Origin of the sequence: Vibrio echinoideorum, assembly GCF_024347455.1 — a bacterium.
GTDB classification, from domain to species: Bacteria; Pseudomonadota; Gammaproteobacteria; order Enterobacterales; family Vibrionaceae; genus Vibrio; species Vibrio echinoideorum.
Genome location: NZ_AP025484.1, coordinates 1,216,742 through 1,238,298, shown reverse-complemented (window position 1 = coordinate 1,238,298; position 21,557 = coordinate 1,216,742). Strand labels below are relative to the sequence as shown.

Genomic DNA, 21,557 nt, shown 5'->3' with positions numbered 1-21,557 from the left:
TGCGTAAAAGTTATCTACAATTTTTTATTTAGCTTAATATTGAAAATTATAAGTCGCTTAATTAAGGTTTTGAGAAATTATGGAAATTGACCGTATAGATAGAAGCATCTTGGTTGAACTGCAAGAGAACAACCGAATCCCAAACCTGGAGCTCGCGGAACGGGTTGGGTTATCGCCTCCCGCTTGCTTAAAGCGAGTCAAAAGGTTGAGAGCCGAAGGTGTAATTGTAGGTGATGTTTCTATCATCAACCCTGAACTGATGGGCAACACGATGACGTTAGTCGTATCCGTAGAAATGGAGCGTGACCGTGGAGACATCTACCAGATTTTCCGTCGATCTATTTTGAAGGCGGCGGAAGTCACGCAATGCTATCAAATTTCAGGCAGTTATGACTTTATGTTGATCGTCACTGTAAAAGACATTAAAGCCTATGAAGATTTTGTTGAGCGCGTACTGCGCAAAGACTTAAATATTCGTAAGTTTCACACTTCTGTCTCTATGAGAACGGTGAAATTCAGTACAGCCGTCAATTTAGATGAGTGATCTTGCTTGTTAAATTTTGAGGGTGAGTTCGAACTCTGTGAAGTATCTAGCTTAAATTTGTATAAATAGCAGGCATTTACACAAAATGTGATGTTCACATTTTGTCATAACTTTAATAATTGTATATATTCCTCGGTTAAAATAATAATTAACAAAAGTTAGTATAAATGACTGTCAGTTCATCTTCTCAATCACGTGAAACGCTTATAAGCGAAAACGAACAGCTTGTCTCAACTACCGATCTTAAAGGTGTGATTACTTACAGTAATGATGCTTTTTGTCGCATCGCAGAATACAGCCAACAAGAGTTGCTTGGACAACACCACAATGTTGTCAGGCATAGTGATATGCCTAAAGCCGCTTTTGCCGATATGTGGGTCAGCCTGAAGCAAGGTAAAGCGTGGCGCGGTATCGTAAAAAACAAAACTAAATCTGGTGGATATTACTGGGTCGATGCGTACGTCACTCCAATCTATGAGAGCGGCAAGGTGAGTGGTTATCAGTCGGTTCGTGTTAAGCCTAAGAACGAATGGGTTAAAATCGCCGACAAAGCATATCAAGGCTTATTGAAAGCCGAGAAGTCAGGTCGCCAATGGTCGTTACAGGTCAGTGATAGCGTTCGTTATGCCGTGTTATTGGGGTCTCTCGCAGCTCCTCTAGTCTCAAATCTAGTGGAAGTAGGGCAGGCATCACAATGGTTGTTAAGCCTGCTTCCGGTATCTGCGTTAGCATTGCTTTTCCGACAAGAACTGATTGAGACACCGTTACAGTTGAAGATGCTTCAATCGAAGTTTGATAGTGTCAGCCGACTTGTTTATTCAGGCAATAGTAAGTTCTCAATCGCTGATTTCCATTTGAAGTTGCTGTCTGCTCGAATTCGTACGGTATTAGGTCGTATGACCGACTCTGCAAAGCCACTCCAAGACTTAGCCGATAACCTCAACACCACCTCATTTGAAGTCTCAGAAGCCTTAGATCAACAAACAAAAGACATTCTTCAAGTGCGTGAGGCAACTGAAGAGGTTGAAGCAACCGCGAGTGAGGTCTCTTCTCGTACAGAAGAAGCACACCAGATTGTTGATGTGACTTTGCAAACTTGTGCTGGCGCTAAAGAGAGTATTAATCAAACCCATCGAAATTTAGAAAGCTTAGCTTCTCAGGCCGAAAAGGCGACTCAAACGACTTACCAATTGAGCGACCAAGCGCAAAGCGTCAGCAAGATCATGGAAGAGATTGGTGGAATCGCCGAACAAACCAACTTGCTAGCGTTGAATGCAGCGATAGAAGCGGCGAGAGCGGGTGAACAAGGTCGTGGTTTTGCTGTGGTTGCCGACGAAGTACGCGCGTTGTCGGGTCGCACGTCAAAGGCTACGGTTCAGATCAAAGAGAGTATCGACACCATGTTAGCGACGATTGAAGGTTGGCAAAAGGATATCCTGGCCAATCGAGAGCAAACCGACGCGTGTGGTGATGTGGCGAAGGTGAGTGCAGAGCGCTTGTCTGAAGTAGAAACTTTAATGCAATCGATGAACGAGCTGATGCAGTCTGTCGAAAGCTCTGCACATAAACAGCGTAAGCTATCGAGTGATGTAAACCTGCACATGCAGTCTATCGCGTCTACTGCAGAGCAAAACTTAGTGGCAACGCATTCCGTGAAAAACCACTCTACTGAGCTAAAAGAACAAGTGAATGAGTTCTATCAATTGGCGAAGCGTTTCGAAGAGAAATAGCCGTTAAATTTAAGCCGAGTGAGAAATAAGAGAAAGCCTTGCGAAATTAGCAGGGCTTTTTTATGAGCCCAAATAGCAAATAGCAAATAGCAAATAGCAGACAACAGATACAAAAAAGCCCCGCATTTTCAGGCGGGGCTTTCAGTATGCATCAACCCATTTAAGGGGGAGACAATTTAATCAAGACTAAGCTAGAAGCTCTTTTGCTGTGTTTACTACGTTTTCTGTAGTGAAACCGAACATCTTGAATAGCTCGCCTGCTGGTGCAGATTCGCCGAACGTTGTCATGCCGATGATCTTGCCACCGAAACCAACGTACTTGTACCAGAAGTCAGCGATGCCAGCTTCTACAGCAATACGTGCTGTTACGTCAGCTGGAAGCACAGACTCACGGTATTCAGCGTCTTGCTTATCGAAAGCGTCAGTTGCAGGCATAGATACTACACGTACTTTTTTGCCTTCAGCTGTCAGTTCAGCAGCAGCGCTAACCGCTAACTCAACTTCAGAACCTGTCGCGATAAGGATAAGCTCTGGCTTGCCTTCACAATCTTTCAGGATGTAACCACCCTTCGCGATGTTTGCTACTTGCTCAGCATCACGAGGTTGTTGTGCTAGGTTTTGACGAGAGAAGATAAGCGCTGAAGGGCCATCTTTACGTTCAATTGCCAGTTTCCAAGCAACTGCAGACTCAACTTGGTCACATGGACGCCATGTGCTCATGTTTGGAGTCAGACGTAGAGAAGCGACCTGCTCAACCGGTTGGTGAGTTGGACCATCTTCGCCAAGACCGATAGAGTCATGTGTGTAAACTTGGATGTTCTGAGTTTTCATCAGAGCAGCCATACGCATTGCGTTACGAGCGTATTCCATGAACATTAGGAACGTTGCGCCGTATGGTACGAAACCACCGTGCAAAGCGATACCGTTCATGATAGCCGTCATACCGAATTCACGTACACCGTAGTGGATGTAGTTACCAGAGAAGTCTTCAGCTGTTAACGACTTAGAACCAGACCACATAGTCAGGTTAGAAGGTGCCAGATCAGCAGAGCCGCCCATAAATTCAGGTAGCATAGCACCGAACGCTTCTAGAGCATTTTGAGATGCCTTACGTGATGCGATGTTTGCTGGGTTAGCTTGAAGATCAGCAATGATTGCCGACGCTTTCTCTTCCCACTCAGCGGGTAGATCACCATTTACGCGGCGTTTGAATTCAGCTGCCAACTCAGGGTATGCTGCTTCATAAGCTGCAAGTTTCTCATTCCACGCTGCTTCCTTAGCTGCGCCTGCTTCTTTCGCATCCCACTCTGAGTAAACTTCCGACGGAATTTCAAAAGGACCGTGCTCCCAACCTAGTTGCTTACGAGTTGCTGCGATTTCATCAGCGCCTAATGGTGCACCGTGACAGTCGTGCGTACCTGCTTTGTTAGGAGAACCAAAGCCAATCACTGTTTTAGTACAGATTAGAGTAGGGCGAGGATCCGCTTTAGCCGCTTCAATAGCCGCGTTGATAGCGTCAGCATCGTGACCATCAACTGCTGGGATTACGTGCCAGCCGTAAGCTTCGAAACGCTTAGGTGTATCGTCAGAGAACCAACCTTCAACTTCGCCATCGATAGAGATACCGTTGTCATCCCAGAAAGCAACTAGCTTATCAAGACCTAGCGTACCCGCTAGAGAACATGATTCGTGAGAGATACCTTCCATCAGACAGCCATCACCCATGAATGCATAAGTGTAGTGGTCTACGATGTCGTGGCCTTCTTTATTGAACTGTGCCGCTAGTGCTTTCTCAGCCATCGCCATACCAACAGCGTTAGTGATGCCTTGACCTAGAGGACCAGTCGTTGTTTCGATGCCTGGTGCGTATCCGTACTCTGGGTGACCTGGAGTCTTAGAGTGCAGTTGACGGAAGTTCTTAAGGTCTTCAATTGAAAGCTCGTAACCTGCTAGGTGAAGCAGAGAGTAAATCAGCATAGAGCCGTGGCCGTTAGACAGGATAAAACGGTCGCGGTCAGCCCACTCTGGGTTTGACGGGTTGTGGTTTAGGTGAGAGCGCCAAAGTACTTCAGCGATGTCAGCCATGCCCATAGGTGCGCCAGGGTGACCAGAGTTTGCTTGTTGTACGCCGTCCATGCTTAGAGCACGGATCGCGTTAGCTAGATGTTTGCGGTTCATAATTGCTTCCAAAATTGATTCGAAATTAAAAATTCGTGGATAGATGTAAAAGAGGAACGAAATTCGTTCCTCTTATTTATTCGGTAGTGATTACAGCTTAGCTGCGATCATGTCTTCTAGTTTGCCTTGGTCAACGGCGAAGTTGCGGATGCCTTCAGCTAGCTTCTCTACAGCCATTGGGTCTTGGTTGTGATCCCATAGGAACTCAGCGTGAGTCATTGCAGCAGGACGCTCTTTAGTACCGTTAGAGTCGATTAGCTTTTCTACTACTTCGCCTTCAGCTGCTTCTAGGTCTGCTAGAAGTTGAGGAGCGATAGTTAGACGGTCACAACCAGCAAGTTCAAGGATCTCGCCGATATTACGGAAGCTTGCACCCATCACAACAGTCTTGTAGCCGTGCTCTTTGTAGTAGTTGTAGATCTCTGAAACAGAGATTACGCCTGGATCTTCTGAAGCTTCAAAATCACGGCCTTCTTTCGCTTTGTACCAGTCCATGATGCGACCAACGAAAGGAGAGATTAGGAACACGCCAGCTTCAGCACAAGCGCGAGCTTGAGCGAATGAGAATAGAAGCGTTAGGTTACAGTTGATGCCTTCTTTCTCTAGGATTTCAGCAGCACGGATGCCTTCCCAAGTAGAAGCCAGTTTGATAAGGATACGATCGTTTGTGATGCCCGCATCGTTATACATTTTGATAAGTTGACGAGCTTTAGTAACGCTGCCTTCCATGTCGTAAGAAAGACGAGCATCTACTTCAGTAGAGATGCGGCCAGGTACAACGTTAAGGATTTCTTTACCGATGTTCACGTTAAGCATGTCACAAGTGTCTTGAACTTGTTGTGCTTTATCAGCGCTTTGCGCTTTAGCGTATTCGATAGAAGCATCGATTAGAGGCGCGTACTCAGCAATTTGAGCGGCTTTAAGAATTAGAGATGGGTTAGTTGTTGCGTCTTCAGGAGTGTACTTGCTGATAGCTTCGATATCGCCAGTGTCAGCTACAACAGTTGTTAGTTTACGAAGTTGCTCTAATTTATTGCTCATTTTGATCATCCTATGTATCGCATAACACCTCTTTAACGGGAGGTGTGGGCATTTGCAAGCTAACTAATGAAGTTCTCAATGGTTGTACCAGTGAGCCAAACTTACATTAATTTAAATTTTTCTCCGAACGAACATTTGCACGGAACATATGATCGCTCGATGAGTAAATGATGTAGCCATATTTATCCTATCTAGCACTAAAGTCAACGGTAAATAGTGCGGTATGGTGACTTCAGTCAAATATATTTCGCTCTAGTAATCATGGGGTATGCAAGCAAACGTTTAACGAACAAAGTGGGGTCAATTAACCTACAATAAAATAAAGGTCATTGCAGTGCGCAAATGTTCCTTGGTGTTACATATGTTCAGGGTGTAAGCTTGTGTATCACTTACTGAGCTCTCCTATATTAGGAAGTACAGCAGGTAAAATAATTGTTAAATATTGGTTGAGTGGTATATGAGTAAGAATATCCAAGATGTTTCCGAAGAAAACACTGATCTCCTGACTGAAGTAGCGGTTGCCTATTATCAAGATGGTGCGACTCAAGAAGAGATCTCGAAAAAGTTCTCAATTTCTCGTGCAAAGGTTGGTCGAATGCTCAAGCAAGCCCGAGATGAAGGCATTGTTGAGATTACAGTGAAATACCATCCTGTATTCAGTGCTAAAATCGAACAAAGGCTAATCGAGCGTTTTGGTGTTAAGCGTGCACTTGTTGCACTCGACCAACCAAATGAAGAAAAACAGCGGCTTCAAGTAGCAGGTTTAGTTTCTAACTATCTGACTAGTACATTGAAAAATGGCATGGTGGTAACAGTAGGTCAAGGCCGCAATGTATCGTCAGTGGCGCACCATACTGGCGTGATCACTCCGCGTGATTGCAAGTTTGTGTGTGGTATCGGTGGCATTCACCCAAGAGGCGGCATGTTTAACGCCGACCATATATGCAGACAGTTAGCGAAAAAGTACGGTGGTTCTTCAGAAACCTTGTACGCGCCTGCTTATGCAGAGAATAAAGCGCAAAAAACTGCATTTATGGAAAACAGCACTGTAAAGCAAACGCTCGATCTCGCTCGTAAAGCCGATGTCGCTCTAGTGGGTATTGGTGACATGAGTGAAAATAGTTATATGGTCGACCTAGGTTGGTTTACAGCAGGAGAGGTTGTGCAATCAAGGTTACTTCAAGGTGTCGTAGGTGATTTTGCGGGTTATGACTTTTTCGATGTACATGGTAAAGCAGCAAATACTGTCATGAGTGACCGAGTCATTGGTTTGGCCTTGGAAGAGTTTCGTCCAATTGCTGATGTTATTGCCATCGCCGCTGAGAACAGTAAACCTCTCGCTCTATTAGGCGCACTAAGAACTGGTGTGGTGGATGTAATCGCGACTAGTGTAAGCAATGCATTAACGGTACTTAACCTTGATGAGCAGATGAAGCAAGCATCTAAATAGTTAAGTTTTTGTAAATATCCTATTTAAATAAGCACACGGACTAAATAGGATATTATTTAGCACATAAATATTATTTATAGGTTTAGTTAGAAAGTTAATTGGTGAATATAAATGCCCGTTGATAGAGTCTCGTTTCATTTAACGAATGAATTATTCTTTTTCTGAGAAAATTCGACTAACGGGATTATCCTAATGAGGACAAAATTAATTTGTACATGTCTTACAACGTTACTTGTTGTTTGTTCTGTACAAGCTACTATTTTACCAGCTCCAATCTGGCACACGATGACCTTTATTGACGGCAGTACAAAGGAACTGCGCCTGATGGGGTCTCAACATATGTTTTGGTACCAAGATAGTGATGGATATCTGTATATCCAACATCATGATAATCAGTGGTATTTTGCTAAATATGAAAAAAATGATGGTGGGACCGGAAGTGTTGTCTCTACTGGTGTTCTGGCTTCGAGTGATGTTGATATTCCAAGTGAATCAAACATTAAATATCTCAAAATAGAGCAAATACACATCAATGAACCATACGATTCACCTGCTGCAAACAATAAAAAATTTCCATCCATACAAAAGCAACGTTCATTATTAAGTAGTGCTTCAAAAAAACGAATCACTGAGCAGCCTTTGTTGGTTGTGCAAGTCAGCTTTTCAAACGAAAAGATAGTGAATAATTTTCAGGCTACAATATTTGGTGAAAATCAACAAAGTGTTCAAGATTATTTTCTAAAAAATAGTTACGGGAATTATAAAGTTGTTCCAGCCAAAGAAAACGAAGGCACGCAAAATGATGGAGTTATCAATGTTACGTTAGATATTGAGCACCCTAATTGTCATTCCAAGTCTGAAAGTAATTGCCAAAGTAAACTTAATAACGCCTTCGCTAAAGCGTATGAAGCATTAGATGTTGATTTCAATCTTTCTAAATATGACTACAACAATGACGGTAGTATTGACCCGCAAGAGCTATCAGTTATGTTTGTGTTTGCTGGTAACGATAAATCTAGCGGTACACGTAAAACACCAACCATTTGGCCGCATAAGTATTCTCATCAAACTGTCGAAATAGATGGGAAGCGAATCAGTGCCTATTGTCTATTCGCTGACTATCAAGATGACCATCAATCAACAATGGGCGTCATTGCTCACGAGCTTGGACATCTAATGTTAGGGCTACCGGATTTATATTCCTATAAACATGATGGCTCCATTGGGCATTGGGGGCTCATGGGCGGTGGTAGCTGGGGAAGTAAACCAAGTGATAAGTATGCTGGCGAAACTCCCGTTAACATGTTGACATGGAGCAAAGAGGCATCAGGGTTTCTAAAGCCGAAAGTACTTTTTAATAACGGCAGTGTCGAAATAGACACAATCAAAGGCGAAAGCGTCATTCATCTTGACCCCTACCTAAAGCAGTTTGGCCCTCGCGCTTACGTCGAAAATAGGCGTAAAAACAATTATGACCAAGCACTTCGTGGAGAAGGCTTGTTAATAACAGCTGTGAATATAGATAATCAATTCAACAGTACGGGTCCCATGCAAGTGCAAGTTTTCCAAGCCGATGGAGAGGGCTTACTTGAGAGCGGCTTTTCATCTGGAGACAATGGTGATGTTTTCCCAGGTAGAGAATCGGTTACTAATCTTTCTGATGAGTCCGAACCCTCCTTAACGACGATTACGGCAGGAAGAAAGACGGATATCTCAATAACCAATATTGTCAGTGATGATACCAAAGCGAGTTTCTCTTTATTCGTGCCCAACTCAAACAATAAATCGTCTTGGGTAACCTCTTTTGGAAGGACTTATCCGCGCTACAATTCAAATACCAACGTTCTAGGCTTCTCCATTGATGTAGTTAAAGGCAAACAAGACATTGCGGGGATTCATTTTTATGCGAAAGCAACGAGCGTCGCGATGCCTATGTTCTATCGTTTGGTGGAATATCCATATCAATCAAGATTCGGCAATGCTGTTATTGATGAAAAGGCAGCTCGATTGTTACAGCGAGGTATCGCTCAGCAAGGTGGTGGACAAATCATTTTTGATGAGAAAATTAAACTTGGCTTGGGCTCAAAGTTAATTGTCCTAGAGATTGAAAATGGTACTCCTGAATACTCAACACAGTTTTTAGATGCGTATTTAGGAGACGGACAAAGAAAAAGACAGTTTTCGGGAACCATTTCTGATTACAAAACTCGAGGTTTGAGCCGAGGGTTTGGCCAGAATTTCCCTTTTGCAGTACTTTTTGAACTGCCGACACAAAACAAACCTATTGTTGTCGACGATAGGATATCGACCGATGAAGACATCCCTTTTATGCTCGATCTGTTGGCGAATGATATCAATTTACCGAAGCCCAATAATTATGTTGTAGAACTAGGGCAGAAGCCGACCAAAGGGGCGATAAAAAACGGCACTTACTTTCCATTTTCTGATCAGTTTGGTCGTGACAGTTTTACATACCGTTTGGTAGGTCGAGTTGGGGATAAGACGGACTTTGCTCATGTGGACGTTGAAATAAATCCAGTGAATGATGCCCCGAAGTTCACTCTAGATCGGCTAGACGCAAAGTCTGAGCCTGGTGAAACCGTAATATTCACAGTAACCAATATTATCGATGTCGATTCTTCGGAGCACCAAATCACGTGGTCTCAAGTACAAGGACCAAGATTGTTGTTAGGTGGAGCACAATCTAAAGCTCTTAAAGTGACGATACCTAAAGATGCTTTGGAAGGTGAGCAATACAAATTTTCTATTCTGGTGAAGGACTCGTCAGGAGGGTATACAAGGCAGTCTGTAGTGGTTGATGTGCGAAGAAAGCAAGCCTCGCTACTGGGTACTGAATCATTACAGGTGGAGTATGGTGACGAAGTTGATTTAGTCCCAAATATAAAAGGCACACTTCAAAAATTAAATATTTTAGAACCTCCGCGTAATGGTATTGCAAATATTGAAGGAGGTAAGATCGTTTATCGTGCGCCAGCTCAACGCAAGCAAGCTTTATATGACTGTATTAAATATAAGGTTTTATTGGAGGATGGTGATGAGTGGATTGGTTCGTTTGATATCGAAGTTTTACCGAATATTACAAATGAACCTTTGGTGACGTTAAATCAAAGTGATTCTTCTGGCGGAAGTACTTCATTACCCGTGTTATTTATACTGTGTTTACTCTTCAGGTTACGACAGCTGCGACAAAATAAAGTGGAATAGAAGAGCTATATTCATTAGCTCTTTTTATGTGCCCGGTCATAAATTATTTGACTGGGCAAATAGAATGATCTGTCGCATTTTTGATTCTAGAGTTACATTAATAGGTGTTTAGTTTCATTTGCGTGCTACCTTGATCACAAAAACAGACAATGGTTCATTTGGATGATTTTTAAGCTTTAGCCCAATAAGTGATGATTATTTACATAAATTTCAAAGCTTTTACGGATTTCTAAGGTGCTGAATGCATAGGTTTTGGTTATAATTGTGTTGTTTATAATTTACCTGGAAGGGGTGTTGTGTAAGGACTCTAGTACTTGAATTACACACAAAACATGTTGTTTGTAAAAGCACATAAGGATTTGTGAATCAGTTGTTGGTGCGAAAAATGTATTTATTTATTTAGATGCATATAAACATTATTTATGACTATATAAATAATGTTTTTTTGTATCTGAATGACACTATTGTTACTTTTACGCTGATTTTTAATAAGAATAATTAATAAAAGAACGCAACATCGGGGTAGTTTACACCATGAAAAACGTCAACAGGTCTATCGACGTCAAATATTTAAGAACATTTTCACACGTTGCTAAGCACAAAAGTTTCACCGCAGCGGCTGAGTCTCTATTTATGACACAGCCTGCGGTTTCTCAGCATATTAAAAAAATTGAAAGTACGATCGGGGCAAGTATTTTTGATAGAAAAGAAGGATTTTTACTGACTAAACATGGGAAAGTATTACTTGATTATGCTGACCAAACAATGTCGATGTACGAAAGGCTGTTTGAAGATTTAGAAAAAGTTGAACTGCGAGATCAATTTAATATAGCAATTTCTGAATCATTTTGTTTTGAGATGGTTGAACGTGTAATTAATGAATTTCGATTGCTAAATAATATAGATCTATCAATTAACAGCTTTTCAAAATCTTCTCTATTAGATCCATCTCCCTATGATCTTATTTTTTCTATGGATAGGATTTCAGAAGAGAATGGTAAGTCTTACCAATTAAAAACTGTTAATTATGTTATCGCACACTCAAATGCACTTGATCCATATGAATGCTATCCTCAGCGTGTTGTTTTCTGCAATACGCTCTCTAAGTCTTATGTTCAAGAGCTACTTAATGACTACAATATTGAATCATCTCATGTGACGAGTTGGATAAAAACGAGTTCATGCCAGTTACTAAAAAGTGAATTGGAAACAAATGGTACTATTCTTATTTTTCCTGAATGGTCTATACGTCACAATAAATGCAAGACAATACCATTACGACAAAAAGTAAATATGTACGTTTGGTGTAGTGATGAGATTTCACAAGAGTTAGAGGCGTTAGGTATCAAAGATAAGATTCAACAATTGTTTCAAATTAGTGATATCTCTCGTCCTGTGTTAGAGCACAATATTATGTAATCAGTTTGCCAGAATGGATATAGTGCTAAAAAAGAAACAGCTCAAAGCAATAGGTATTCCGTAAGGAATGCCTTTTGCAAAGCTAGGTATTCCTCTTGTTTTTCCAACTATGTACATCGTGAAAACCAAAAAGCCTCCAAGAAAACCTATATAAATCAATGTTATTACAACTAGGTCCGGCTGTATGCCAATGATTAAAGCACAAAGTAACTTCACATCTCCAGCGCCGATCACTCTTAGGTACCAAAGTATAAAAAATACCACGAAGCAGAGAACCGCTATGGGTAACGATGACATCAAGTGGCCGTTATGTAACGCGACGAGAATACTAAATATTAAAGCTATTTTATTGAGGTCATTTGGTATCTTTCTATGTTTACCATCGAAAAAACATACGTGTATTGATATTAAAAAATTTACAAATATTAAAGTGGTGTAAGTTAATAAATCTATATTCATAAATATAGAATGCCGGTTAGTGTTAGCTATATCAACGAAAATCTGATTTCGGATTCTTATACCATTATAAAAATAGCTTATATCGATAAAAATAAGTTTATGTTATGCGGTCATAATAACTATTAATTGGATGTATGTTTGTTTGTCGGGTAGATTTTACTCGCAATTTCAATTAGACCAATGGTCAATATACTTTTTATAGGATTATTATGTATTACAAAACTTTAGCAAAACTAGCCGAACTTAAAATGAAGTTCGAAGATGATGTTCGTGGTGTAACTGCGGTTGAATATGCAATTATTGCCGTTGTAATGTCGGCTTTAGTATTAGCTGCATTTCAAACTGATGCGCTTAAAAATGCTATCACTGGTGCATTAACTAAAGTGACTACCAACTTGACTACAGCTACTACAGGCAAATAATCAGCCACTAAGAATAATATATAAAGGGGCTGTTGCCCCTATTTTAGGCTTAATATGAACAGAATGATCATTCTTCTTCTTGTCGCTTTCTCTATTTTTTCAACGCTGATCTATATTAATATTAACTATATTTCAACTGACGAGGAACCACAGGAAGTACAGCAGAAAGAAGAACCTAAAGTCAGTATTTTAGTTGCTCAAACAGAAATTAAACGTTCTCAACCTATAATTCCTAAGTCTTATGATAAGAAATTCATTCATATATCTGACTTAGATGGTTACTACTATACCTTAGAAGATGACCTTATTGTTGAACCTGGTGCTCTCTTTAAGGAAGACATCTCTGAAGGTACTTACTTAACACAAGATATGATCTCTAACCCTGGAGACCGAGATTATATGTACCTGTCATTAAATGATGGTGAATTACCTTATTTTTATGAAGTAACAGGTATTGGAGTCGTACAAACCGCAACCCTTACTCCTGGTGATAAAGTGAGCTTCGTTTCCACAACCTCATCAAAATCAAATCTAGTTGAGAATGGATATGGTGACATTGGCGATCTAGTTAGTCGAGTGATTATTAGTGGAGCTCGCGTGCTGCAGGTAATAAAAGGCAGTGAAGATACTGACTCTGAAGATGCCGAAGATAAAAAATACAGTCTAGTTATTGCATTAAATATGCGCAGCGTTTTGAAGCTCGAAATGGCTCAAAAAATCGGTGATGTGAATATTATTCCATCAGAAATCGAGAATCGCTATTTATCTATCCGCAGTAGTGACCTTTTAGAAACTCAGTTTGGTGTCAGAGAATTACGTGGTAAGGAATAACATGATTTTAAGGAACAAAAATATAGCTTTGCTATTGTGCGGGATTCTTTCATGTCCATTACTCGCATCAGAATTAATGAACTTGGATCAGGGCGCCGCGAAAACCATTAATTTGAAGCGACAGATATCAACGGTATTTGTGGCGAATCAAGAAATAGCTGACTACAAAATTATCGATGAGAACAAGGTTGTGGTTTACGGCGTTGGCCAAGGTACGACCTCGGTAATTGTTTACGATCGCGGTGGAAACGAAATCTACAATGCGGAATTGGTAGTCAATCAAAGCTTAAGACTACTCAAGCAAACGCTCATTGCTCGATTTCCTGATGAAAACGTTGTGGTTTCCAATGTTGGCGACCAAGTTGTGTTGGATGGCATTGTCGGTAGTGAAGAGATCAAACAAAAGATTAATCGACTTGTCGGAGAAATGCTGAAGAAAGATCGTCGCCGTGCAGCTTATGAATTAAAGGATGCAGACGGTGAAGCTGTAGACGAGCTAGAGTACACGGCAAAGTACAACTACGACCAAGTCATTAATAACTTAAAAGTTCTCACCACTGAACAGATTAATGTCAAGCTGACGGTTGCTGAAGTATCGAGTTCTTTTCTTACTGAGTTAGGTGTTACCTATAGCGACAGTGGCGAGCCGGGTACTTTTGTTAATAAGCTCCTTGATTTTACGGCTCAAGATATTGTTTCTGTTATCTCTGCAAGTGGTGATGACAAAATTGGTCGCGTGCTAGCCGAGCCAAATCTTTCTGTTATCTCGGGAGAACAGGCTAGTTTCCTAGCGGGTGGTGAAATCCCAATCGCGGTGCGAGATGAAGACGGTATTACCATTTCTTATAAAGAGTACGGCGTTAAATTAGCCATGGTTGCTAAGGTTACTGACACGGAAAACATCCGCTTAACCTTGATCCCTGAAGTTAGCTCAATTGATGAATCAAACAAAACCACAACGGGCTTAATCTCAGTGCCTTCTTTGCGAACTCGACGAGCTCAAACGACGGTTCATTTAAAAGACGGCCAAAGCTTTGTCCTAGCAGGGCTACTTACCTCAGAAGAGCGTGAATCGTTAACCAAGATTCCAATTTTGGGGGACATCCCAATATTAGGTGCGCTATTTAGTCACACTTCCACAAACCGCTCTAAAACGGAATTGATCATCGTAGCGACTGTGAATCTGGTTGATCCCGTCGAGCAAGAGCAAGTTAAGTTACCAAGTTTTAGACGTACCAGTGATCTAGAGCGACTACTTCGAATTGACCTCTCGGGACTGGATGAACCGGATCTAGAAAACACGATCAATCAAGGAGGGTTCAATTGATGAGATGGATCATTATTACCTTAATAGCTTTAATTACTTCTGCTTGTTCTCACGTTGATACTACGAACTCTAGTGTTATAGAGCAGCTAGAGGAACGCTTTGAATTTGATATGACTACCGGAGAGGATTCAATGTCTCGCTCCGTTGCTTTTATCCGAGATGTTAATTCGAGAGAGACAAAGGCAACGTTTGTGGTCAAATATAAGCCTGATGCGAGTGAATTTGTCGCGAAGCTAAGAGATAGATTTAAGTCAGAATCTATTGCTAAAGACAGATATAAAGTTGAGCTCGCTGATCAAAATCAAGAAAAGAATATCCTGATAATAGGGCGATATGTCCGTATTAAAAGCAGTGATTGTGGAGTGATGATGTTCTCGCAAAGAGAAGATTATCAATTTGGTTGTAGCGTCGAACATAACCGCAATATTAGCTTGGTTAACCCGATTAAGAAGGCTAAATAGTTATGGATCTAGATATCCTATTTCGGAACTCGTCTTCCAAAATGAAATCGACAGTTCAAGCTACCGATCTCGTTGTTTCAGACGATAGCGCTTTAACTGAATCGATCAATGATTTGTACGCTATTGAAGGGTTTCCCAAGCCACTTGAAGTGACTGACATTGATTTAGATGGTGTTTGGAATCAATCAAACATTCAGCTTAACCATGTTGTACTTGACCTTCGTAGCGCATCGAATGTTATTGAACAAGTATCCGAAATTTCGATTCGTTTGGATGTGAATATATCTTTGCTTGTGCTATGCGATGTTGACTCTATAAAACTTCGTAACCAAGTTCATGCTTTAGGTGCCACCTATGTTTTATGGGATTCGGAGCTTGATGCGTTACTTGCGGCGCTGAAGGCAACGCAAGAAGGCGATGCTGCCGTTAAAAAAACGCGTGTAGCAAAGCGTATATTAGTTTTAGGAACCAAAGGCGGGGTTGGAGTATCTTGCGTAAGTTCCGTTTTAGCTCACTCCTTAGCAGAGCAAGCAAATTTAAAGACACTCTTAGTGGATCACGATTCAGGAGCTTTGAATAGTGACATCTACATTGGCGTAAAAGGCTTGAAAGCCAAGCATAACAGTATCGATTTAAACCAGATTGATATTGACAGTGCAATTGCCAAAACGTATGTACATGGTGTGAAAGAGAAGCTTGATTACTTGGTTTTGGAAAGGAATGTCGCTTGTCTATCAGATCATGCATCTACACTGTACAACCTTTCTAATCAACTTATTGATCAATATAACTTTATTATCGATTCGGCTCCCTTATCTTGTTACGAAGAAATGCATGACCAGGAGTTATCAGACAAATATCACCGTATCTTTATTGTTTGTGAGCCCTCAGTGTCTTCACTACGTTCATATAACTCGTTGAAGAAGAAGATGGGTAAATCTGAACATCAAATAATCTTCAATCTTAACAGGCCTGCTAAGGACTTTATGGTGACGTTAGCGAGTGCTAAAGAAAGGATTAAAGCCAAAGATAGCATTGATTTCATGTATGAGCCTTCCTTAGAAAAATTAGTGGTACAACAAGGTATCAATGAGCTGCTTAAGTCTAAATCTTCAACAGCAGTTCTGAGCATGGTTGCCGCGCTAACTGGCAAGAAAATTAAAACTAAATCACGCTTCAGTTTGTTTAGAAAATGAATCAATTAAAAGAAATTTACATTCAGCTTCGAGATGAAATCTTCGATGCTTTGGACGCCGCAACACTTGTTGAAATCAGTAATCAAGAGCTAGAAGAACAGCTTAAAGATTCAGTCAATATATTGATCGACAAGAAGCAACTGCAAGTCAGTTCTCTTAAGCGCGTTGACTTGGTCAAAGCATTGCTCGATGAGTTGAAAGGCCTAGGGCCGCTGCAAGCCTTGGTCGATAACGATGACATATCGGATATCATGATCAATGGGCCTTCCGATATATTCATTGAAATCAATGGCAAGATTGAGCAGTCGCCCATTCAATTTGTTAACGAGAAACAACTGAATACCATTGCTAAACGAATCGCCTCAAATGTAGGTCGTCGTATCGATGAGTCAAAGCCACTTTGTGATGCTCGTTTGATGGATGGCAGTCGTGTCAATATCGTGATACCACCGCTTGCTATAGATGGCACATCTATCTCTATTCGTAAGTTTAAAGAACAAAAAATTAAGCTTGAGAATCTAGCTGAATTTGGTGCCATGTCTGTGGAAATGGCAAAGCTATTGTCTATAGCGAGTCACTGCAAATGCAACATATTGATCTCTGGTGGTACCGGTTCGGGTAAAACAACATTGTTGAATGCCTTGTCTGGGTTCATTGGTGAAACTGAACGTATTGTTACCATTGAAGATGCTGCGGAGCTACAGCTTCAAAAACCTCATATAGTTAGGCTTGAAACTCGTCAAGCCAGCGTTGAAGGAACTGGGGAGATTACCGCTCGTGATCTCGTAATTAATGCGCTTCGTATGAGGCCAGATAGAATCATCGTTGGTGAATGTCGTGGCGGTGAAGCCTTTGAAATGCTTCAAGCAATGAATACAGGGCATGATGGCTCTATGTCGACACTTCACGCCAATACACCGCGTGATGCCATTGCTCGTACTGAGAGCATGGTGATGATGGCGACAGCCAGTCTGCCTATATCTGCAATACGCCGAACTATCGTCAGTGCAGTCGACCTTATCGTTCAAGTAAAGCGTCTCCATGATGGTAGTCGTAAGGTGATGTACATCTCTGAGATCATTGGCATGGAAGGGGATAGCGTGGTGATGGAAGACATATTTCGCTACGAAGCCACTTCAAACTTCAAAGATGGAAAAATGGAAGGCGAGTTTAGAACGCCCGGCTTATCTACCCGCTCTGTGATTTATGAACGCGCAAAATTCTTTGGTTTAGAACAAGCAGTAAGGGAGATATTTACATGACCTTAGTACTGATTGCGTCATGGAGCGCTTTGCTACTTTATTTCGTTATCCATCGCTCTCGTCAAAATAAAAAATTGAGCAACTTAATTGAGATGGAAGCTGACTTCGAAGGGGTTAAAGGGGTTCGTTCTGTTATTGATTCACAGCAGTTTGAAGAGAGCTACAAAGCCCGGTTGAGGAAAAGTTACAAGAAGACCATCAAGGTGTTTCAACCTAATATGTCTTTGAAGATGATTCTATTTATCTCCGTGACGACATCTGCAATTTATGCGATTAATGAGTTCTTTTTACGTCAGGATTATCTTGTCTGTCTAGTTCTTGCAGAACCCATGCTGTTCTTTGTTTTCTACACAAAGTTAAAGAAAAGACAGATGGATCGTTTTAAAACTAACTTTCCCGATGCTTTGAACATTCTGAGTGGTGCAATCTCTTCGGGTCAGAGCATCATCCATGCGTTTGAATATGTAGGTAAGCAACTCGATAATGAGGTTGGTAAAGAATTTAAATTCATGGCTGAACGTTTACTTATTGGTGAAGACCCCGATGATGTTCTTGAGCGCAGTAGCAATACATTCCCATATTTAGAATACTTTTTCTTTGCTTCAACGATAAGAATCAACCTCGCGCGAGGCGGTCAGCTTAAAGATGTAATAAATAAAATCAACCGACTGATGTTTGATTCAAGATCGGTGGAGAAAAAGAAAAATGCATTGACCTCAGAAGCTCGTGCTTCGGCAAAGATAATTGCCTGTTTACCTGTGATTTTTCTTATTATTTTGAAGTTTACGAGCCCTGAAAACTACAGTTTCGTTATGTTTGAAGAAGCTGGCCAACCTATTTTTTATTATGTATTAGTCAGTGAGTTAGTAGGGTTCTTTTGCATTTGGTTGATTTTGCGAGGTGTGAATTAATGGACTTTAAAACCGCTATTATTTGGAGCGTAATATTCATTATATCGATAGTCCTAGCAACGTATTGTTTACGGTTTTGGGATAATACGAGAGCGGATATAGAGACTCGAAAAATAATCGGTTCGACACGTGAAGAGAAGAAAAGAGCAGATTTATTCAAGGCTATCTTGTCTAGGATTAGTTTTAATAAGCATGAAACAAAACGAAAATTGGTCGCAGCGGGCTTTTACAGTGACTTTCTTGCTGATGCTTATTATTTACTAAAAATCGTTCCTTTTTGTGTTTGCTTAGCATTGATTGGCTTTGATTTTTATAGCGGAGAAATGGAAGTAATATTTGCTCTGTTGTATCTAATGGCGGCTCTCTTAGCATTTATCATCGCTCCTGATTCTTATGTGTCTGCTCGAGGTAAATCTAACATCAAGCACATAAGTTCACGGTTACCCTTTTTACTCGATCTAATGAATGTCTGTGTTCATACCGGAATGACTCTTGAGTCTAGCTTGGAGTACTTAGCAAAAGAACTTCATTCCGTAGACAGTAACCTTGCCCATGTTGTGAGAGTGACAGTCGAACGCTCTCGCTTAGTTGGCCTTGAAAAGGCATTAGAAGAATTTTACGAACTGGTACCTACCAGTGAATCTCAAAGTTTCGTCATGACCATGGTACAGAGCCTTCAATTTGGTTCATCTGTTGGTCCCGTATTATCGACCTTAGCTACCGATATTCGAGAGCTAAATATGATGGATTTGGAAGAACGGATTGGAAAGATGGGGGCAAAAATGTCAATACCGCTTATCGCTTTCATCATGGTTCCAATCGTTGTTCTAATTGCTGCCCCTGGTATTTTAAGGATGTTGATGTGATAAGGAAGTATATATTAGTCATTATTTTTTTGGTTTTTTTTTCGGGTTGTGCAACGGTTAATAACCAGCTTAATACCAAAGAACAACTGCTTTTAGGATCGGGTGATTCACAGAAACTCATTGAATTTTATAAGGCAAATATACAATCGGAACCTGAATATAAAGTTAAATTGGTTAATTTGTATTTAGACCTAAAAGATATCAAGTCTGCTGAGCTGTATCGCAGCACTTACAATGATAATGATCTTGATGAACCTGAATATATTTTAACTAATGCAAGGCTTTATTATCAAAAAAATAATTTTGAAAAAGCACTGGAAGAACTGAATAAGTATCGGGATGAAGGTGGCGAAGAGTATGAGTATCAACTTTTAACCGGGAAAATATTTGCTCAGCAAAAGCGATTTACCCAAGCGATCGAACATTTTGAGGAAAGTCGTAAACAAGGAGCCTCAGACAGAGAGGCTGGAAATAATATTGCCGTTGTGAAAATAATGCAGTCTGACTACTTGGGTGCAACGGACATTTTATATGACCTTTACCTGTCGAATCCAAACGACCAGAGAGTGAGTTCTAACTTGATTCTATCTTCGGTTAAATCTCAGCGACCGGATATCGCATTGGAAGTTCTGAAACATTCGAATAGTGATGAACAGGCTCACAAGCAGCTATCTGCATTAATGAGGTCAATATCTAAAAGCAAAGGGAAGAAGGCCGTGACACAGTCAACGATAGAAATGGAACAACAGTTTATTGGTTCTCAAGTTAATTCAGGTGGCTTTGTAGCACCGACATCGCGAGTCAGTAAATTGGATACGACCGCAGAGTTTCAAGCTTCTAGGCACAGTGTTGATGGTTCGGTGCTTGACCCAAGAAAACTTAAACCCGGTGCGAAACCTATTTATCGAGTACAAGTGTTGGCGACGTATACGGCGATTCCTTCGGATTTTTTGAATTACTTAAAAACAAATTATGGCTCTGTTTATTCGTATACACATGGATTGTGGAAGCGCTATTGCATTGGTGATTTTAATGACTTAGATGAAGCGAAAGCGTTCTTAAATAGTATCGATATTAAGGGGGCATTCGTTGTTGATTACACCAAGAAAAGGTATGTCCGACTATGAGATCGTTTAAACGAAAGCAAAAGGGGTCGTTGACGGTTGAAGTTGCCATGGGTATTCCGATCTTTCTGGCTATTGTCTTTGGCTGGGTTGAAATATGTATTTTGACCTTCTCAATGAGCATGACTGATCACGCATTAACGACAGCGGTGATGCGAACAAAAAAAGCGGGCGACTCGAGCAGTAGTAACTCCATTAACTACGGCCAAATGATCAAAGACGAGTTGGACAAAGCGGGCGGCTCTTTGTGGAGCAACGTAGTCAAAGAGGGGAGTGTGATCATCCATGTTAACTATTTTCGAGATTACGAAGGCTTTCTGAAATGCACGGATACTTATGCTTCTGCAGATAAGTGTCCAGATAAGAAAGATGAACCGGAAGATATGGCATTGGCTGTTTACGCTTTGGAATACACCTATGATCCGATTGTCTCCATATGGTTCCCAGACATGCCTATCAAGCGGGAAATTATCACTATTCAAGAATATGAAAGATGCTCTTTCAAAATTGGTCAGGGAGCGGGTTGTGCAAACTAAACAAAAAGGTGCATTTGCAGTTGAGTTGGCGATGGTATTGGTCTTTGCATCAGGCATTTTTGTCGTCGTAGTAAATCATATGTTGGCCATCAATAAAAAAGGACAACTCGACAGAGCTTCCTATTCATTGACCACGATCTTTGCCGAACGAAAACAATTGTTTAATGCCAATATGGATATTTGTGCGGGTGACTGTCGAAAAACAGAACACAACGCGTTTGTGATTGCTTCTGCTTCGATGAAACGAATGATTCCAAACTTTGATAAAACTAAATTTGGGATGCGTATCGACGAGATAAGACTTGAAGAAACGGCTTTATCTGGAGGGAAAGTGAATTACCGAAGGGTTCAAAAGACTCTGACCAAAGGGAGCATACACGGATGTGATTTTCCAGACATGACTGATGTCACCAAAGAAAAAGCGATAGAAATACTCCCTCTGACATCACGAGGCCGCAGGTTACCTATGTATCAGGTTTCTCTCTGTTATGAAATCCCGACTAATTTGATTGGTATCGCTAACGGAGAGGTTTTTCGCCTTGTGAGTACATCTTATTCATTTGCGAGGGTTTAAG

At 40.9% G+C, this 21,557-nt stretch carries 19 protein-coding genes; 16 read left to right on the top strand and 3 right to left on the bottom strand.

The window, feature by feature from the left end:
- The first annotated feature begins 79 nt into the window (after positions 1–79).
- Together OCV36_RS21680 and OCV36_RS21675 are read left to right on the top strand one after the other, a co-directional pair.
- Positions 80–544: an Lrp/AsnC family transcriptional regulator gene (locus tag OCV36_RS21680; RefSeq protein WP_017074912.1), complete on the top strand. Its 465-nt coding sequence runs from the start codon at positions 80–82 to the stop codon at positions 542–544.
- 167 nt (positions 545–711) lie between these two features.
- Entirely contained in the window at positions 712–2,274 is a 1,563-nt protein-coding gene (locus OCV36_RS21675) for a methyl-accepting chemotaxis protein (protein WP_135455303.1), read from the top strand.
- 186 nt (positions 2,275–2,460) lie between these two features.
- Here OCV36_RS21675 and tkt read toward each other — a convergent pair whose 3' ends face one another.
- On the bottom strand, positions 2,461–4,452 hold the full coding sequence (gene tkt / locus OCV36_RS21670; protein ID WP_135455301.1) for a transketolase: 1,992 nt from the start codon (positions 4,450–4,452) through the stop codon (positions 2,461–2,463).
- Between the two features lie 90 nt (positions 4,453–4,542).
- Entirely contained in the window at positions 4,543–5,493 is a 951-nt protein-coding gene (gene tal / locus OCV36_RS21665; protein WP_017075437.1) for a transaldolase, read from the bottom strand.
- 457 nt (positions 5,494–5,950) lie between these two features.
- Here tal and OCV36_RS21660 point away from each other — a divergent pair, with 457 nt between their 5' ends.
- From OCV36_RS21660 to OCV36_RS21650, 3 genes are all read left to right on the top strand, one after another.
- A complete protein-coding gene (locus tag OCV36_RS21660) occupies positions 5,951–6,943 on the top strand; it encodes a sugar-binding transcriptional regulator (RefSeq protein ID WP_135455299.1) in 993 nt (330 codons plus the stop codon).
- A 192-nt stretch (positions 6,944–7,135) separates the two neighbouring features.
- A complete protein-coding gene (locus tag OCV36_RS21655) occupies positions 7,136–10,168 on the top strand; it encodes a M6 family metalloprotease domain-containing protein (RefSeq protein ID WP_135455296.1) in 3,033 nt (1,010 codons plus the stop codon).
- Between the two features lie 534 nt (positions 10,169–10,702).
- Positions 10,703–11,587, top strand: coding sequence for a LysR family transcriptional regulator (locus OCV36_RS21650; protein WP_135455293.1), 885 nt, complete (start codon positions 10,703–10,705; stop codon positions 11,585–11,587).
- Here OCV36_RS21650 and OCV36_RS21645 read toward each other — a convergent pair whose 3' ends face one another.
- Positions 11,588–12,046: an A24 family peptidase gene (locus OCV36_RS21645; protein WP_135455291.1), complete on the bottom strand. Its 459-nt coding sequence runs from the start codon at positions 12,044–12,046 to the stop codon at positions 11,588–11,590.
- A 209-nt stretch (positions 12,047–12,255) separates the two neighbouring features.
- Between OCV36_RS21645 and OCV36_RS21640 the strand changes: the two genes are divergently transcribed.
- From OCV36_RS21640 to tadF, 11 genes are read left to right on the top strand one after another with little or no spacing between them, the layout of a single operon-like run.
- On the top strand, positions 12,256–12,468 hold the full coding sequence (locus OCV36_RS21640; RefSeq protein WP_065104638.1) for a Flp family type IVb pilin: 213 nt from the start codon (positions 12,256–12,258) through the stop codon (positions 12,466–12,468).
- 54 nt (positions 12,469–12,522) lie between these two features.
- A complete protein-coding gene (locus tag OCV36_RS21635; protein WP_135455289.1) occupies positions 12,523–13,299 on the top strand; it encodes an RcpC/CpaB family pilus assembly protein in 777 nt (258 codons plus the stop codon).
- A 1-nt stretch (position 13,300) separates the two neighbouring features.
- Positions 13,301–14,626: a type II and III secretion system protein family protein gene (locus tag OCV36_RS21630; protein ID WP_135455287.1), complete on the top strand. Its 1,326-nt coding sequence runs from the start codon at positions 13,301–13,303 to the stop codon at positions 14,624–14,626.
- Positions 14,626–15,087: an ATPase gene (locus tag OCV36_RS21625; RefSeq protein WP_135455285.1), complete on the top strand. Its 462-nt coding sequence runs from the start codon at positions 14,626–14,628 to the stop codon at positions 15,085–15,087. The genes OCV36_RS21630 and OCV36_RS21625 overlap by 1 nt, the downstream gene beginning before the upstream one ends.
- A 2-nt stretch (positions 15,088–15,089) precedes the next feature.
- Positions 15,090–16,283 (top strand): AAA family ATPase, encoded by a 1,194-nt coding sequence (locus tag OCV36_RS21620; protein ID WP_135455283.1) that lies wholly within the window; start codon positions 15,090–15,092, stop codon positions 16,281–16,283.
- Complete coding sequence (locus OCV36_RS21615) at positions 16,280–17,545, top strand: CpaF family protein (RefSeq protein ID WP_135455281.1); 1,266 nt, start codon at positions 16,280–16,282, stop codon at positions 17,543–17,545. The genes OCV36_RS21620 and OCV36_RS21615 overlap by 4 nt, the downstream gene beginning before the upstream one ends.
- Entirely contained in the window at positions 17,542–18,456 is a 915-nt protein-coding gene (locus OCV36_RS21610) for a type II secretion system F family protein (protein WP_135455279.1), read from the top strand. Before OCV36_RS21615 ends, OCV36_RS21610 begins: the two co-directional genes overlap by 4 nt.
- The gene (locus OCV36_RS21605; RefSeq protein WP_135455277.1) at positions 18,456–19,322 is read left to right on the top strand and encodes a type II secretion system F family protein; all 867 of its coding nucleotides are present in this window, start codon (positions 18,456–18,458) and stop codon (positions 19,320–19,322) included. The genes OCV36_RS21610 and OCV36_RS21605 overlap by 1 nt, the downstream gene beginning before the upstream one ends.
- On the top strand, positions 19,322–20,449 hold the full coding sequence (locus OCV36_RS21600; RefSeq protein ID WP_167853015.1) for a tetratricopeptide repeat protein: 1,128 nt from the start codon (positions 19,322–19,324) through the stop codon (positions 20,447–20,449). Before OCV36_RS21605 ends, OCV36_RS21600 begins: the two co-directional genes overlap by 1 nt.
- Positions 20,446–20,982, top strand: a complete 537-nt coding sequence (locus OCV36_RS21595) for a TadE/TadG family type IV pilus assembly protein (RefSeq protein WP_135455273.1) — start codon at positions 20,446–20,448, stop codon at positions 20,980–20,982. The genes OCV36_RS21600 and OCV36_RS21595 overlap by 4 nt, the downstream gene beginning before the upstream one ends.
- Positions 20,972–21,556, top strand: a complete 585-nt coding sequence (gene tadF, locus OCV36_RS21590) for a tight adherence pilus pseudopilin TadF (protein WP_135455271.1) — start codon at positions 20,972–20,974, stop codon at positions 21,554–21,556. The genes OCV36_RS21595 and tadF overlap by 11 nt, the downstream gene beginning before the upstream one ends.
- The last annotated feature ends 1 nt before the right edge of the window (position 21,557 follow it).